The sequence below is a fragment of the Streptomyces sp. NPDC007162 genome (assembly GCF_040634175.1).
Classification (GTDB): Bacteria; Actinomycetota; Actinomycetes; order Streptomycetales; family Streptomycetaceae; genus Streptomyces.
This window is the reverse complement of record NZ_JBEYFC010000199.1, coordinates 1-14640: the sequence shown is the minus strand read 5'-3', so window position 1 is coordinate 14640 and position 14640 is coordinate 1. Positions and strand designations below refer to the sequence as shown.

The 14640-nt window shown below is 73.6% G+C and carries 15 protein-coding genes and 1 pseudogene; 4 read left to right on the top strand and 12 right to left on the bottom strand.

Annotated features, from left to right (window positions below; all coding sequences use genetic code 11):
- From ABZ646_RS23285 to ABZ646_RS23275, 3 genes are all read right to left on the bottom strand, one after another.
- Positions 1–347, bottom strand: a 347-nt coding sequence (locus ABZ646_RS23285) for a hypothetical protein (RefSeq protein ID WP_360522037.1), incomplete at its 3' end; no start/stop codon positions are given.
- Complete coding sequence (locus ABZ646_RS23280) at positions 344–1198, bottom strand: DUF4132 domain-containing protein (RefSeq protein ID WP_360522034.1); 855 nt, start codon at positions 1196–1198, stop codon at positions 344–346. The genes ABZ646_RS23280 and ABZ646_RS23285, both read right to left, overlap by 4 nt.
- Positions 1199–1391: 193 nt before the next feature.
- Positions 1392–1784, bottom strand: a complete 393-nt coding sequence (locus tag ABZ646_RS23275; protein WP_360522031.1) for a DUF5997 family protein — start codon at positions 1782–1784, stop codon at positions 1392–1394.
- A 105-nt stretch (positions 1785–1889) separates the two neighbouring features.
- Here ABZ646_RS23275 and ABZ646_RS23270 point away from each other — a divergent pair, with 105 nt between their 5' ends.
- Positions 1890–2684 carry a LysR family substrate-binding domain-containing protein gene (locus ABZ646_RS23270; protein ID WP_360522028.1) on the top strand — a complete coding sequence of 265 codons (795 nt, stop codon included), beginning with the start codon at positions 1890–1892 and terminating at the stop codon, positions 2682–2684.
- On the opposite strand, the gene ABZ646_RS23265 is transcribed toward ABZ646_RS23270, so the two are convergent.
- From ABZ646_RS23265 to ABZ646_RS23255, 3 genes are all read right to left on the bottom strand, one after another.
- Positions 2679–4181, bottom strand: coding sequence for an MFS transporter (locus ABZ646_RS23265; RefSeq protein WP_360522025.1), 1503 nt, complete (start codon positions 4179–4181; stop codon positions 2679–2681). The genes ABZ646_RS23270 and ABZ646_RS23265 overlap by 6 nt on opposite strands.
- A 146-nt stretch (positions 4182–4327) precedes the next feature.
- Positions 4328–5005: an HAD family phosphatase gene (locus ABZ646_RS23260; RefSeq protein WP_360522022.1), complete on the bottom strand. Its 678-nt coding sequence runs from the start codon at positions 5003–5005 to the stop codon at positions 4328–4330.
- Positions 5006–5020: 15 nt separating this feature from the next.
- Positions 5021–5497: an Lrp/AsnC family transcriptional regulator gene (locus ABZ646_RS23255; protein WP_360522019.1), complete on the bottom strand. Its 477-nt coding sequence runs from the start codon at positions 5495–5497 to the stop codon at positions 5021–5023.
- 215 nt (positions 5498–5712) lie between these two features.
- Between ABZ646_RS23255 and ABZ646_RS23250 the strand changes: the two genes are divergently transcribed.
- Positions 5713–7200, top strand: coding sequence for an FUSC family protein (locus ABZ646_RS23250; protein WP_360522016.1), 1488 nt, complete (start codon positions 5713–5715; stop codon positions 7198–7200).
- 98 nt (positions 7201–7298) lie between these two features.
- Positions 7299–8330, top strand: a complete 1032-nt coding sequence (locus tag ABZ646_RS23245; RefSeq protein ID WP_360522013.1) for a lactonase family protein — start codon at positions 7299–7301, stop codon at positions 8328–8330.
- A gap of 144 nt (positions 8331–8474) precedes the next feature.
- On the opposite strand, the gene ABZ646_RS23240 is transcribed toward ABZ646_RS23245, so the two are convergent.
- Positions 8475–9398 carry a hypothetical protein gene (locus tag ABZ646_RS23240; RefSeq protein WP_360522010.1) on the bottom strand — a complete coding sequence of 308 codons (924 nt, stop codon included), beginning with the start codon at positions 9396–9398 and terminating at the stop codon, positions 8475–8477.
- A 142-nt stretch (positions 9399–9540) separates the two neighbouring features.
- Positions 9541–10545, bottom strand: a complete 1005-nt coding sequence (locus tag ABZ646_RS23235; protein ID WP_360522007.1) for a BadF/BadG/BcrA/BcrD ATPase family protein — start codon at positions 10543–10545, stop codon at positions 9541–9543.
- Positions 10546–10751: 206 nt separating this feature from the next.
- Here ABZ646_RS23235 and ABZ646_RS23230 point away from each other — a divergent pair, with 206 nt between their 5' ends.
- Entirely contained in the window at positions 10752–11429 is a 678-nt protein-coding gene (locus ABZ646_RS23230) for a uracil-DNA glycosylase (RefSeq protein WP_360522004.1), read from the top strand.
- A gap of 8 nt (positions 11430–11437) precedes the next feature.
- On the opposite strand, the pseudogene ABZ646_RS23225 reads toward ABZ646_RS23230, so the two are convergent.
- The 4 genes and pseudogenes from ABZ646_RS23225 to ABZ646_RS23210 form a co-directional block, all read right to left on the bottom strand.
- Positions 11438–12014: pseudogene (locus ABZ646_RS23225) on the bottom strand (2-oxoglutarate and iron-dependent oxygenase domain-containing protein).
- Between the two features lie 82 nt (positions 12015–12096).
- Positions 12097–13017, bottom strand: coding sequence for a homocysteine S-methyltransferase (mmuM, locus tag ABZ646_RS23220; protein WP_360522001.1), 921 nt, complete (start codon positions 13015–13017; stop codon positions 12097–12099).
- Complete coding sequence (locus tag ABZ646_RS23215) at positions 13014–13763, bottom strand: amino acid ABC transporter ATP-binding protein (RefSeq protein WP_360522040.1); 750 nt, start codon at positions 13761–13763, stop codon at positions 13014–13016. Before ABZ646_RS23215 ends, mmuM begins: the two co-directional genes overlap by 4 nt.
- Entirely contained in the window at positions 13763–14593 is an 831-nt protein-coding gene (locus tag ABZ646_RS23210) for an amino acid ABC transporter permease (RefSeq protein WP_360521998.1), read from the bottom strand. Before ABZ646_RS23210 ends, ABZ646_RS23215 begins: the two co-directional genes overlap by 1 nt.
- Positions 14594–14640 lie beyond the last annotated feature (47 nt).

Here is a 14640-nt window from a genome sequence, read left to right as displayed (position 1 = left end):
GTTTGGAGTGCTCGCCACCCTGTCAAGGTGATCAGGGCGAGGGCGTGATGGCCGTTGGCCGGGTCGTGGACCAGCGCCCAGGCCGGGAAGCCGAGGGTCTCCCGGCGCACCTGGCCCACCTCGGGCGCCTCCGGTTCCCGGGCCAGGCCGAGGAACTCCAGGGCCAGGTCCTCGGCCTCGCCGAGGGTGCCCGGCACCAGCCGCACCACCGCGCGGTCGTCCAGCGCGGGATGGGTGTACGTGCGGGCCGTCAGGACGTCGGCGTCCTCGCCGCGGGCCGTCCCCAGGGGCAGGATCGCGCCGGCGTCGAGCAACGCGGCGGTGGTGGTGTCGTCGTACGTGCTCATGCCGCCCGCTCCTCGTCCTCGACGTCCCGTCCCGCGTACAGCGCCGCGGCCATCCGCATGCCCTCCGACCAGGCGACCGGGCCGACCTGACCCAGCTTCAGCGCCCGGCCCGCCGGGTCCGTCCACGCCAGTGGGCCGGTCTCGGTCTCGTAGTAGCCGTCGAAGTCACCGACCCAGACCCGGGCCTCCACCCCACGGCCCGCCTCCAGCACCGAGCACACCGCGTATCCGCCGCGCACGCGGTACCCCAGCTGGGTGGCCCTGCCGTGCAGGAACCGCAGTTCCTTGAAGACCCCGCCCGCGTACTCCTCGATCTGGGTGCCCTGCGCGTCCAGCGTCGCCGGGCGGTGCCAGACCTCCCGGAACAGCTGCTGGGCCCGCTGCTCGACGCCCAGCTCCACGGCGAACTCCCGCAGCTCCGCGAGGTCTTCGAGCAGCACCGGGTGCGGCAGCCGGACCAGGTCGGGGGCGATGCGCACGGTGTCGCCGTCGAGGTCGACCAGGCCGAGCCCGCGCTCGGCGTCGGCGTCCCGCAGGAATCCGGCCACCTCGCCGTCGGCGCCGGTGACGACCAGGTCCCGCAGCGCCGCCCGCCAGGCGGGATCAGGCCAGACCCGGGTCAGAACGGCCAGCGGCACCGGCAGCGAGCGGGTCATCCACCGCTCCACGTCGGCCAGGCACTGCCGTTCGTGCCGCTCCAGCCACTCGGTGAGCTGCCGCAGCCCCAGGACTGCCGGATCGTCCGCCAGCTTCGCCGGCACGGACTTCAGCCGTCGCCCCGCCGCGTTGCGGCAGACCACCTTCCCGTCGTCCAGGGCCACCTCGTAGTCCCCGGCCGTCACCCACCCCATGCGTGCCTCCCCGCACCGCAGTGATCAAGTGCTGGGAACTGTAAGGGGGACCACTGACAACGCGCTCCGCGGTCCGCAACGGACGGGAAGGCGCGGGCCCGTGAGGCCCTGGCGGGCGCTACGACCACGGCCCCGTTCCGAGAGGGATGCGTCTCGGAACGGGGCCGTGGGAGAGCCGAACGGGCGGCCGGGCTCAGCCCCGGCCCGCCTCCTTCTCGCGCTTCAGGTTCTTCAGCCGGGCGCCCTCCTTGCGGACCTCGGCCTGCGTGGCGCGCTCCTTGCGCAGCCACTCGGGCAGCTCGCGCTTGAGCTCCTCGATCTGCTCGGTGGTGAGCGCCTCCGTCACCCCGCCGCGCGCCAGACCCGCGATGGACACGCCCAGCTTGGCCGCGACCACCGGACGGGGGTGCGGCCCGTCGGCGCGCAGGTCGAGCAGCCACTGCGGCGGGTTCGCCTGGAGCTCGTCCAGCTCGGCGCGCGAGACGACGCCCTCCTGGAAGGCGGCGGGCGTGGCGGGCAGGTACACGCCCAGCTTCTTCGCCGCGGTCGCGGGCTTCATCGTCTGGGCGGTCTGGTGCGAACTCATGAGGTCAAGGGTATCGGCCGGGGATACGAGTGCCGACCACGCGTGCCGACCGCTCCGGTGCCGGGCCGTCCACCGCCCCCCACGGCGGCCGGTTAACCTTGCCTGGTGACAGGCTCGGAGGAAACACCGTCGTTCCGGCTCGCGTACGTCCCTGGCGTGACGCCCGCCAAGTGGGTACGGATCTGGAGCGAGCGCCTGCCCGACGTCCCCCTCACGCTCCACCAGGTCCCGGCCGCCGAGGTGGCCGGCCTGTTGCGCGCGGGCGACGCGGACGCCGGTTTCGTACGGCTCCCTGTGGACCGTACGTTCTTCAGCGCGATCCCCCTCTACACCGAGACCACCGTGGTCGTCGCCCCCAAGGACCACGTGATCACCGCCGCCGAGGAGGTCACCGTCGCCGACCTCGCCGACGAGGTCCTCTGCCACCCCCTCGACGACGTGTTCGACTGGGAGGCCCCGCCCGGCGAGCCCGCCTTCGAGCGCCCCGCGACCACCGAGGACGCCGTCGAACTGGTCGCCGCCGGTGTGGGCCTGCTCGTCGTACCCCAGTCCCTGGCCCGGCTCTACCACCGCAGGGACCTCACCTACCGGCCGCTCACCGACGGCCCCCGGTCGACCGTGGCGCTGTCCTGGCCGGAGGAGGCCACCACCGACCTGGTCGAGGACTTCATCGGCATCGTCCGCGGCCGCACGGTCAACAGCACCCGCGGCCGGCAGCCGGCGCCGGAGAAGCAGCAGCCGGAGCGGGCCGGGCGGTCGCAGAAGCCCGGACAGGCCAAGGCGGCGCAGGCCAAGGCGGCGCAGTCCGGTCGCGGTACGCCGCAGTCGCGCGGCGCCGGAGCCAAGCGCGCCCAGTCCGCCAAGCCGGCGAAACGCGCGAAGCCCCGCCGCCGGTCATGACGTGGGACGGGTCTCGTGCCCGCTTCCGGTCCGCTCCACCGGTTTCAGGTCCTGCGGTGCCAGCTCCTGCGGTGCATTCGTCCGTTCCCGCAGGTCGGCGATTGCCAGGCAGAGCGCCAGCACAATGAGTCCCATGGACGTCAGCAGGCCGTACTGGAGCGCCTCGACGGCCGGCCCGTGGTCGGCTAGGTGAGCGAAGTACACGGATCCCACCACGGCGATCCCGGCCGCCGAGCCGACGCGCTGGCCGGTCTGCAACACCCCGCCGGCGGCACCGGCCCGCTGCACCGGGACCCGCATGAGCGTGAGCGTGGTGTTGGGGGAGACCGTGATGCCGGAGCCGATCCCGCCGACGATCATCGGCAGCACGGCCGCCCACCCGAGGCTGTCCAGCGGCACCGTCCGCACCACCGCGACGATCCCGAGCAGCCCCAGCGCCACCCCGGTGAGGCCGAGGACGACCAGCTTGCGCCCGTGCCGTACCACCATCCGGCCGCCGAGCGCGGCACCGACCGCCGAGGACGCCGCGAACGGCAGCACCGTGACGCCTGCGGCCAGCGCGCTGTATCCCGCCGCGTTCTGCAGGAACAGGGCGAGGACGAAGAAGACCGTGGTGAAGCCCGCGAAGTAGGTCAGGCTGACCAGCGCACCGAGGGTGAAGGACCGCAACGAGAACAGGTTCAGATCGACCAGCGGTGCCCGGCCGAGCCGGCCCTGCCGCCGCTCCCAGGTCCAGAACAGGCCCAGCAGCAGCGCGCCCAGCGGCAGCAGCGTCCACTTCTGCTGTCCGGTCCACTGCTGCTCCTGCACCAGCGGCAGCATCAGGGCGAGCACTCCGGAGCCGAGGAGCAGTACCCCGACCGGGTCGAACTCCTCCCGCTTGCCGACGGCGGGGAACCGCGGCAGCAGCCGAAGCCCCGCGGCCAGCGCGACCACCCCGATGGGCAGGTTGACGAAGAACACCCAGCGCCAGCCGTCGTCGGTGCCGACGGCGTCGATGATCAGACCGCCGGCCAGCGGGCCCACCGCCGTCGACACCCCGATGACACTGCCCAGCAGCCCGAAGGCCCTGGCCCGTTCGGCGCCCTGGAACATCTGCTGGATCAGCCCCGAGGTCTGCGGGGCGACCATGCCCGCCGCCGCGCCCTGGATCAGCCGGAACACCACCAGCCAGTCCGGGCTCGCCGCGAGTCCGCAGGCCGCCGACGCCACGGTGAAGACCGCGAGGCCGACGAGGAACGCCTGGCGGCGGCCGCGCATGTCGCCGAGCCGGCCCGCCGGGACGAGGGCCAGCCCGAAGGTGAGGGAGTAGCCGGAGACCACCCAGGCCTGGGCGGCCTCCGTGGCACCCAGCCCGTGTTCCATGGAGGGCAGGGCGACGTTCACGATCGAGGTGTCGAGCAGCGAGATGAAGCCCGCCGTCAGACAGACCCCGAGCGCCTTCCAGCGCCGGTCTTCGGTGGCCGGCTGCTGTGGTTGTGCCCAGGTCGTGGTCATACGGACACGCTATGCAGTCATTCGGGTCATCGCACGACCGGCGGAGCGAACGGGGGCGGTACTGGTCCTTCCGGGCGGCCGGCGGTCAGGGAGACGCGGGGGAGGCGTCGTGTGGACGCCTCGGCGGACGCGTCGGGGAAACGGGTTCAGGGCGCTGTCAGCCAGTCGTGGACCGCCTCTGCCGTGAAGTCCGCCTGGCCGCCGCGCAGCAGCAGGTCGGCCGTGCTGAACCGGTCGGCCTGGGCGGCGACGTACGGGATCGCGATGCAGCGCATCCCGGCCGCGTGGGCCGCCGCCGCGCCCGGGGCCGCGTCCTCCAGGACCACACAGTCGGCCGGGGCCGCCCCGAGCCGGCGAGCCGCTTCCAGGAAGACGTCCGGGGCCGGTTTGCCGCGCGGCACCTCGTCGGCCGAGACGACCGTACGCAGGTACGCGTCCAAGCCCGTGCCGGCCAGGACGGCCCCGATCGCCTCGATGGAGGAGCCCGAGGCCACCGCCAGCGGGACATCCGCGGCCGCCAGCAGCTCCACGAACCGCCGCATCTGCGGGTACGCGCGTGTGCGGGTCCGGGCCAGCTCCAGGTAGCGCCGGTTCGTCTCCGCGAGCAACTCGGCCGCCGGGGGCCGCAGCCCGTGGCGCTCCCGCAGCAGGTCCACCGTCTCCAGCGTGCTGATGCCCACGAGCCTTTCGTGCTCGGCCCAGGTGAAGTCCGGGACGCCGTGTGCGGCCAGCGTCTGCCGGGTCGCCTCGAAATAGTTCGGCTCGCTGTCCACGAGTGTTCCGTCGAGATCGAAGATGACCGAGAGGGTGCTGAGATCGTTCATGGGGCCAGAATGCCGTCACCCTCGCGCCGCCCGGCCGATCGACTCCACCAGCGGCAGCAGCCGGTGCGGGACGCGTTCGCGCAGCGCCACCTCGGTACGGGTGCGCACCACGCCCGGCAGGCTGATGAGCTTCTGGATCACGTCCTCGAGATGCGCGTTGTCCCGCGCCACCACCCGGGTCAGCAGATCCCCGCCGCCCGTGATCGAGAACGCCTCCACGATCTCCGGTACGGCGGCCAGCGCGTCCCCCACGTCGTCCAGATGTCCCTGGGTGACCTCGATGTGCACGAACGCCAGCACCGGATGGCCGAGCGCGGCGGGGGAGAGCACGGGTCCGGTCCCGGTGATCACACCGTCCCGCTCCAGCCGGTCGAGGCGGGCCTGCAGGGTGCCCCGGGCGACACCGAGGATCCGGGCGTACTCGCGCACGCTGGTACGCGGCTGCTCCAGCAGCAGCCGCAGAATGCGGGTGTCCAGCTCGTCCACGGTCATCACCTAAGACTGTACCAATGGCTCAAGCTCCACCCGCGCCGAGCTGGGCCAATGGCTTCACGGGTAGGTCTGCTTCCGCGTCGGATCCGGACCAATGGCACAGTGAATCCGGCGTCACTTGAGCCAGCTGCCCCGGCGATGCTCTCATGTTCGTGTCGATTGCGCTGCGGATCCCCGCGGCGCCCTTTCCATGCCGCCCGTGGGAGGGGGGATCAGTGCTGAAGAGGGTGTTCACGGCTCCTGACCCGGGGCGGCTGCGACTGCGCTTCGCCGCTCGGGCCGTGTTCGGCATCGGGCTCGCCGTCGTGGTCTGCGCTCTGGCCGGACATTCCCTCACGGGCGCCGTCACCGGCGGTCTCGCCGCGCTGCTCGCCCTGTTCACGGTCACGGACCCCACCGTGCGCGGGCAGGCCGTCACCACGGCGCTGCTGCCCGTCGTGGGCCTGCCGGTCCTCACGGCCGCGGCCGAACTGCACGGCGTACCGGTCGCCCGGGACCTGGTCTTCCTCGCCGTGGTGGGCGCGGGCGTGTACGCACGTCGCTGGGGGCCGCGCGGTCACAGCCTCGGCGTCTTCGCCTTCATGACCTACTTCGTGGCCCAGTTCCTGCACGCCACCCCCGCTCGGCTGTCCGAACTGTCTGCCGCCGTCCTGCTGTCCGTGTTCTGCGCGGCCGTCGTCCGCTTCGGCCTGTGGTGCTACGAACGCCGTCTGCCCGCAGCGCCCGTGCCCGCCCCGCCCGCCGGCACCGGCCTGGCCCGGGTGACCACCCGGCAGGCCGTCCAGGCGACCGCGGGCGCGGGTTTCGCGCTGATCGCCGGCCAGCTGGTGTCCGGCCAGCGCTGGTACTGGGCGGTGGGCGCCACCTGGTGGATCTTCGTCAACACCGCCTCACGCGGTGAGACGCTGGTACGGGGTTTCCGCCGGGTCCTCGGCACGGCCATCGGCATCGCCCTGGGCCTGCTGGCCGCCGCCCCCGTGCACGGCGCCCCGGTCCCCACCGCCGTGCTGGTCGCCGTCGCCGTCTTCGGTGTCTTCTACACGGCCGCCGTCTCCTACACCTGGATGATGCTGTGGGTGACCTTCCTCGCCGAACTGCTCTACGGCCTGCTCGGCGTCCTCACCCCGCACCTGCTGGCGCTGCGCCTGGCCGAGACCGCGGTGGGCGCACTCGGCGCCGTACTCGCCGTGCTGTTCGTGCTGCCGGTCACCACCCACCTCACCACCGACGCCTGGATCCGGCGCGCCCTGCGCTGCGTGCACGCCTGCACGGCCGAGGCCGCCGCCCGGCTCGCCGGCTCCACCACCGCCGACCCGGCACCCCGGGTGGCCGAACTGGAACAGCTGCTCGGCCGGGTGCGGCTCTCGGTCGCCCCGCTGGTGCACCCGCTCAACCCGATGTCCGGCCGCAAGCGCCGCGCCCGCCGGGTCCTCGGCCTCCTGGACGACTGCGCCCGGGAGGTCCGCGGCCTGGTCGCCGTCGCCGCCGACCCGGAGGCCTCCCACGACGCCCGGCTGGCCGCCGCCTGCTGGCGGGTCGAGGCTGCCGTGGAAGCCCTCACCAGGGGTTCGGAGCACATCACCGCCCCCGCCGAGCGGCCCACGGAACCCGCCCTCGCCCATCTGCACGGCCTGGAGCGGGCCCTGGCCGAACTCGGCGAGCCCCTGCGGACGCCCGCGGGCTCGCCCCTGGCCGGCGCCTGAGACGCGCCCCGACTCTTGGTCTAGACCGCCAACTGCTACCGTCGGCCCCGGACCGGCCCGTACCGATTCGTACCGGCCCGTATCGAGAGGGGACAACGGTGGCAGACGGCGGCAGGCGGCGCAGGGCGTTCATCGGGTCGTTCACGGCGGCGGGCGGACCCGGGGTCGTCACGGCCGCCGTGCACCCGCACAGCGGCGCCCTGGCCCTCCTGGAGAGCGTCGACGGCGTACCCGACCCGTCGTATCTCGCCCTCGCACCCGGCGGGCGCACCCTGTACGCGGTCAGCGAGACCGCGGACGGCGCGGTGGCCGCTTACCACGTCCACGACGACAAGCCGCGCCTCGCCGGGCCGCCGGTGCCGGTCGACGCCAGCGGCCCCACCCACCTCAGCGTCTTCGGCGGGCACGTGCTGACCGCCAACTACGGCTCGGGCAGCGTCAGCGCCGTCCCGGTGCGCCCCGACGGCACGCCGGCCGGCGCCGCCTCCGGGGTGCTCCAGCACACCGGCTCCGGACCGCACGAGCGGCGCCAGCGGGCCCCGCACGCCCATCAGGTGCAGCCCGACCCGAGCGGCCGCTGGGCGGTCAGTGTCGACCTGGGCACCGACTCGGTCCGCGTCTGCACCGTGGCGGACGGCGTCCCCGTGCTGCACCGCGAGTTCGCGCTGCGCCCCGGCTCGGGCCCCCGTCACCTGGCCTTCCACCCCGACGGCCGGCACGCCTACGTCGTCAACGAACTCACCCCGACCGTCACCGTCTGCCGCTGGGACGCCGCCACCGGGTCACTGCGGCCGCTGAGCGAGACGCCGGTACTGCCCGGCGCCCCCGCAGGCGACGCCTACCCGTCCGGTATCGCGGTCTCGTCCGACGGCCGCTTCCTGTGGACGGCGACCCGCGGCGAGGACGTCCTGACGACGTTCGCGGTCGAGGGGGACCACCTGCACCTGACGGCGGCGGTCCCCTGCGGGGGCCACTGGCCCCGGGCGCTCACCGAGTGCGACGGCCACCTGTACGCGGCGAACGAACGCTCGGGGAACATCACCTGGTTCACCGTCGACGAAGAGACGGGAGTGCCCCGCTACGACGGCCAGGTGGAGATCCCGGCACCGTCCTGCGTCGTCTTCGACTGAGGCCGCCTGAAAGTGCCCCTCGGGGGCGCGGGGAACTGCGCGGACGACTCCTGCCGGCCCGCGGCCGAGACCGGACCGCACCCACCCCGCAGGACGACCGACGGGGCCCTTCGGGAAAGGACCCCGTCCGAAAAGGCAGCCGCGTCAGCGGACCGGCGCGCCCTGCGGCTGCTGCGGAGCGATCCCCAGCGCCGTCGTGTACTTGGCCAGCGCCAGCTTGCCGATCGCCGGATACGCCCCCAGCGGCTCGGCCGTGGCGCAACCGGCCTCCTCCGCGGCGGCGGCCAGCAGCGCCGCGTCGATCTCGGGCCCGATCAGGTACGGCGCGAGCGCCAGCTGCTGCGAACCGGAACCCCGCAGCTGCTCGGCGACCGAGGCGATCGAGCCCTCCTGGTCCAGCGCCGCGGCCATCACCGGCACGGCGAGGCGCGCGGCGAGCAGCATGCCGGTGATCCCGGCCGCCTGCACCGCCTCGTCGCCGCCCACCGACGCCAGGATGATGCCGTCCGCGGCCGTCGCCACGGTGAACAGCCGGGCACGGTCGGCGCGGGCCAGACCGGCCTCCGAAAGGCGCACGTGCAGCGCCTCGGCGAGCAGCGGGTGCGGACCGAGCACGTCGGTCAGGTCCGCGGCGACCCGGCTCTCCATCACGGCCTGGCGGACCTGGCGCAGCAGCGAGCTGTCCGGACCGGCCAGCAGCGGCACGACGACGGCGACCGGGCCGTCCGGCGCCTTTATGCCCTCGACGCCGGCGGCGACGGCCTGCTCGTAACGGGCGGTGCGCTCCTCGGCGGCACGGGCGAGCACCGACTGGAGGGTGGGGAACTCCGCGTCGTCCCCGTCCAGGTATCCGATGCGGGCGTCCAGGCCGGGAAGCTCGGAGCGGGCGATGCTCACGACCTCCTCGGCGAGGCCGCGCGTGGCCGCGCTGGGCGTACCGGGCACCGCGAGGACGAGCGCGGGCGCGTCCTGGGGAGCGACCAGCGGCTCGGGGCGGCGGTGCCGTCCGGGCTGGCGGGGGCGCGGCATTCGTACTGGCAGGCCGGCGGGCCCAGTGGGGGAGCTCATGGCGCCGCATGTTACTGGCTATCTGGGCTCCCCTGTTCGGGGAGGGTGCAGGTGAGCGGTATCCGTCCTGTTTTGTCTGATGAGTTACGCATGATTCGGCGGTGATCCAGCCATCTGTCGGATACTTCAGGTCGCAGTCGGATCAATCCGCTTTTGTGTCGACCACGGAGAACAGCCGATCATCACCCGGCAGGGTGAGCCGTCCGGTGACCAGGTCACTCGCGACGCGTACCGCTCCGTGCAGCGGATCTCCCTCCGCGGGAACCCGCCGTGCGTACGGCAGCAGTTCGGCCAACTCCGCGGCGAGCGGTACGAGGAGGGGGTCCCCCAGCCGCAACAGGCCACCGGTGACCGCGACCAGGGGCGCACCGGCCGCGGGGCACACGGCGGCGGCCGACTCGGCCAGGTGCCGGGCCGCCGCACGCAGGATCCCGGCTGCCACCGGGTCGTCCGCCGCGCAGCGCGCGACCTGCGGCGCGAAGGAGGCCAGTACGGCGGGCCGGTCGGCGCGTGGGTAGAGCAGACCGGGCAGGCCGGGCAGCGGTCCGAACCGCTCCTCGGCACAGGCCCGCAGCGCGGCCGAGCCGCCGCGGCGCCCGTCGAAGGCGCGCAGCGCCGCTTCCAGTCCGGCACGGCCGATCCAGGCACCGCCGCCGCAGTCGCCGAGCAGGTGCCCCCAGCCGTCCGCCCGCCGCCAGCCGCCCAGATCGGTACCGATCGCGATCAGGCCGGTGCCCGCGGCGACCACCGCGCCCGGGCGCGGACCGAGGGCGCCGACGTACGCCGTCACCGCGTCGGCGGCCAGCACGACCGTCCGCACGCCGAGCTCCCGGGCCAGCGCGCCGGGCAGTTCGGCCCGCAGGGCGTTCCCGAGGGTGGCCAGCCCGGCCGCGCCCACGACGACCGCGGTCACCCGGTCCAGGCCGTACTCCTCGGCCGACGCCCGTGCCATGGGCAGGAGTTGCTCCAGCAGATGCCCCGGGTCGATGCCCCGGGCCCCCGTCCGCACCGGAACCCGCGACTCCCGTGGCGCCGACGGCTCCCGCCCCGGCACACCGACGACGGCCCGCAGCCCGGAGCCACCGGAGTCGACCGCGAGGAACCCGCACACCCCGCCGTCGGGCCGGGCGCCGCTCACGGCGGACACCGGGCGACCTGTCGGCCGGTGTCCGGCTCCCGGTGGACCACTGGCGGCACGGGGCTCTCCCCTCCGACTCCGTCACCGGTGGGGCGGGTTGCCCGACCGGAGCGACGAGCTCGACGGGGAGGAAGGGTAACGCCGCGGGCGGCGCCCGGGTGCGCAGGCTCTCCGTGTGTGCGAGCCACCGGCCTGTGCCAGTAGGGTGACGCGCTGTGGCACCACGACCGTTGCATGAACTTGTAGAGGCGGGCTGGGCGAAGGCCCTGGACCCGGTGGCCGGACGGATCGCCGCGATGGGGGACTTCCTGCGGGCGGAGATAGCGGCCGGCCGGACGTACCTCCCGTCCGGGGCGAACGTCCTGCGGGCGTTCCAGCAGCCCTTCGACGACGTGCGCGTCCTGATCGTCGGCCAGGATCCCTATCCCACCCCGGGGATGGCCATCGGGCTGAGTTTCGCGGTGGCGCCGGACGTGCGTTCGCTGCCGGGGAGCCTGGAGAACATCTTCCGGGAGATGAACACCGATCTGGGTCTGCCCAGGCCGTCCAACGGTGATCTGACGCCGTGGACCGAGCAGGGGGTGCTGTTGCTCAACAGGGCGCTGACGACCGCTCCCCGCAGTCCGGGGGCGCACCGGGGCAAGGGCTGGGAAGAGGTCACCGAGCAGGCGATCCGGGCGCTGGCGGGGCGCGGCAAGCCCCTGGTGTCCATCCTGTGGGGGCGTGACGCGCGTAATCTGCGACCGCTGCTCGGTGATCTCCCGGCGATCGAGTCCGCCCATCCCTCCCCGATGTCGGCGGACCGGGGTTTCTTCGGTTCGCGTCCCTTCAGCCGTGCCAACGACCTGCTGGCGCGGCAGGGGGGACAGCCGGTGGAGTGGCGCCTGCCGTGAGCCGGCCGTCACACGCCCGTCAGCTCCGGATGGTGCTCGCGCACCACCGCGGGGTGGGCGCGGACCCAGCCCTTGAGCTCGTTCCAGCCGAACTCCGCGAACAGCGGGTTGTCCGGGTCCTCCGTCACGCCCCGCGCGTCCGCCGCGCCGGGGAAGGGCAGCGGGGCGATCCGGGCGTCGAGCCGGGGGTTGTAGAAGAAGGGCGCGGAGAAGCGCTCGCGTGATCCCGGAGGCGAGACCACACGGTGGTTCGCCGCCTTCAGGTAGCCGTTCGTCGCGACCTCCAGCAGCTCGCCCAGGTTCACCACGAAGCTGGTCGCGCCAGTCGCGGCGCCCCTGGGTGTGCTCGTTGCCGATGCGCGTGCAGCCGCGGAAGTGGGGCGAGCCGAGGTTGTCGAGCGCGTGCCGGTCGGCCTCGGGCAGGGCGAAGAAGTCGCGGGCGGTACCGAGCAGCCGGGCCTGCTCGGCGACGGTGACGCCGTGTCCGACCAGCTGGAAGAAGCCGACGTCGCGGGCGGCCCGGTGGAGCGCGTCACGGTCGGGGGCGGAGAGGTCGATGACCGGGAGGACGCCGGGCTGGGACATGGTTGGCGTTCCTTGCGAGTGGTGCGGGTACGGCGGTACGCGGCACCCCGGTACACGCGGGTGGTCGGCCCTGGAGCGTCGCTCAGCGGTCCGCCGTCGGGGGGCCGAGGCGGGCGGCCAGCTCCTTGATCTCGGCGGGGCCGACCCGGCAACAGCCGCCGACGAGGGACGCTCCGGCGCGGAGCCAGGCCGGTGCCAGGTCCGCGATCTCGTCCTTGGCGCCCAGCCAGCTCCGGGTCCCGGCGTCCCAGACGCCGCCACCGTTCGGGTAGACCACCCCGGGTACCCCGGTGACCAGGGCCAGCGCGGCGGTGGCGTCGGCCGCGGGGGCGCAGTTCACCCCCGTGGCGACGACGGCGTCGCTGCTCCGGGCCAGGGCGAAGGCCTCGGTCAGCGGCTGACCCGCACTGGTCGTCGTGCCGCGGATGCTGTACGACAGCCAGGCCGGGATGCCCAGGCCGTCCAGGGCGATCAGCACGGCCTCGGCCTCGCGCAGGTCGGGGATGGTCTCGACGGCGAAGACATCGGGGGCGGCCTCGGCCAGCGCTTCCAGCCGGGGACGGTGGAAACGGGTCAGCTCGGCCACGGTGAGGCCGTAGTCGCCCCGGTACTCCGAGCCGTCGGCCAGCATCGCGCCGTACGGCCCCACGGACGCGGCCACCCAGCGCTTCCGGGCGGTCCCGCCCTGGGGGGACCCGACGGCCTCGGCGGCCTCGCGGGCCAGCAGGACGCTGCGCCGCAGCAGTGCCGTGGTCTCGGCGCGGGAGATGCCCAGCCGGGCGAAGCCGTCGTAGGTGGCCTGGTAGCCGGCCGTGATGGCGACCTGTGCGCCCGCCGCGAAGTAGGCGCGGTGAACGGCCGCGATCGCGTCGGGGTCGTCGCGGAGCAGGCGGGCGGACCAGAGGGTGCCACTCAGGTCGTGGCCCTGGGCCTCCAGCTCGTTGGACATGCCGCCGTCCAGGACGAGGGGTCCGGCGGCCAGGGCGTCGCGGAAGGTCGTCACAGCACTCTCGTCACGAAGTCGCGGGTTCGGGGGTGTTCGGGGGCGGTCAGGACGCGGGTGGCCGGTCCGGACTCCAGGATCCGGCCGTCGTCGAAGAAGACGACCTCGTCGGCGACCTCGCGGGCGAAGCCCAGTTCGTGGGTGACGACGAGCATCGTCATGCCGTCGGCGGCGAGGCCGCGCATGACGTCCAGCACCTCGCCGACCAGTTCCGGGTCGAGGGCGGAGGTCGGCTCGTCGAACAGCATGAGCTTCGGGCGCATGGCCAGGGCGCGGGCTATGGCGACCCGTTGCTGCTGGCCGCCGGAGAGCTGGGCGGGGTAGGCGTCGCGCCGGTCGGCGAGGCCGACCCGGTCCAGGAGCGCCAGTGCCTCGCCGGTGACCTCGGCGCGGGGGCGGCCCGCGCCGACCGGTCCCTCGACGACGTTGGCGAGGGCCGTCAGGTGCGGGAAGAGGTGGAAGCGCTGGAAGACCATGCCGATGTCACGGCGCTGCCGGGCCAGGTCACGGCGGCGCAGCTCGCGCAGCCCGTCCCGGTACGGCTCGTACCCGATCGGTTCGCCGTCCACCAGGATCCGGCCGCCGTCGGGCCGCTCCAGACGGTTCACGCACCGCAGGAAGGTGGACTTCCCCGACCCGGAGGGCCCGATCACGCAGGTGACCGTCGCGCGCGGTACGCACAGGTCGATCCCGCGCAGCACTTCCCGCCCGGCGAAGGACTTGCGGACACCGGTGGCCTCGATCATCATCGGCTGCCGCCCTTCGCGAAGTGCCGTTCCAGGTAGTGCTGGCCGATGTTCAGCAGGGTCGTGACGGCCAGGTACCAGATGCTGGCGACGATCAGCAACGGGATCGTCTGGTAGGTGCGGGCGTACACGATCTGCACGGAGTACAGCAGTTCCGCGTAGGCCAGCACACTCACCAGGGAGGTCGTCTTGAGCATGGAGATGGTCTCGTTGCCGACCGGCGGGATGATCACCCGCATCGCCTGCGGCAGGACGATCCGGCGCAGCGTCCTGGCCCGGGACAGGCCCAGCGCGTCCGCCGCCTCCAGCTGCCCGGCGTCGACCGAGACGATCCCGGCCCGGATGATCTCGGCGAGATAGGCGGACTCGTTCAGGCCGAGACCGAGCAGGGCCGCGGCGAAGGTCGTGATGACGGAGTTCGCGGGGACGCCGCCGATCGCCGGCAGGAGGGGCAGGTGCAGCGACAGCGTCGGGTACAACGCGGATATGAAGCCCCAGAACAGCAGCTGGACCAGGAGCGGGGTGCCCCGGAAGAGCCAGATGTACGCCCAGCTGACGGTCCGCGCGACGGGGTTGTCCGACAGCCGCATGAGCGCCAGCGCGATGCCGAGCACGAGCCCGATCGCCATGGCTGCGGCCGTGAGCTCCAGGGTGGTCAGCAGGCCCGTCGTCACGGTCCGGCTGAACAGCCAGGCGCCGACCGTGTCCCAGCCGAAGCGCGGGTTGGTGATCAGCGACTGGACCAGGCTCGCGGCCAGGACCACGACCACGAGGGTCAACGCCCACTGGCCCGGCCTGCGGCGGCGGTAGACCGGCAACTCCTCGGTCATGAGGCCGCGTTGATCTCGAACGTGTCCAGCGCGCCGGACTGAAGGCC

Bases quoted from the DNA above. Each gene is read 5' to 3' on its own strand.
- ABZ646_RS23280 (WP_360522034.1), bottom strand. From the start codon at position 1,198: ATGGGGTGGGTGACGGCCGGGGACTACGAGGTGGCCCTGGACGACGGG.
- ABZ646_RS23240 (WP_360522010.1), bottom strand. From the start codon at position 9,398: ATGAGCTCCCCCACTGGGCCCGCCGGCCTGCCAGTACGAATGCCGCGC.
- ABZ646_RS23275 (WP_360522031.1), bottom strand. From the start codon at position 1,784: ATGAGTTCGCACCAGACCGCCCAGACGATGAAGCCCGCGACCGCGGCG.
- ABZ646_RS23255 (WP_360522019.1), bottom strand. From the start codon at position 5,497: ATGACCGTGGACGAGCTGGACACCCGCATTCTGCGGCTGCTGCTGGAG.
- ABZ646_RS23265 (WP_360522025.1), bottom strand. From the start codon at position 4,181: ATGACCACGACCTGGGCACAACCACAGCAGCCGGCCACCGAAGACCGG.
- ABZ646_RS23210 (WP_360521998.1), bottom strand. From the start codon at position 14,593: ATGACCGAGGAGTTGCCGGTCTACCGCCGCCGCAGGCCGGGCCAGTGG.
- ABZ646_RS23260 (WP_360522022.1), bottom strand. From the start codon at position 5,005: ATGAACGATCTCAGCACCCTCTCGGTCATCTTCGATCTCGACGGAACA.
- ABZ646_RS23215 (WP_360522040.1), bottom strand. From the start codon at position 13,763: ATGATCGAGGCCACCGGTGTCCGCAAGTCCTTCGCCGGGCGGGAAGTG.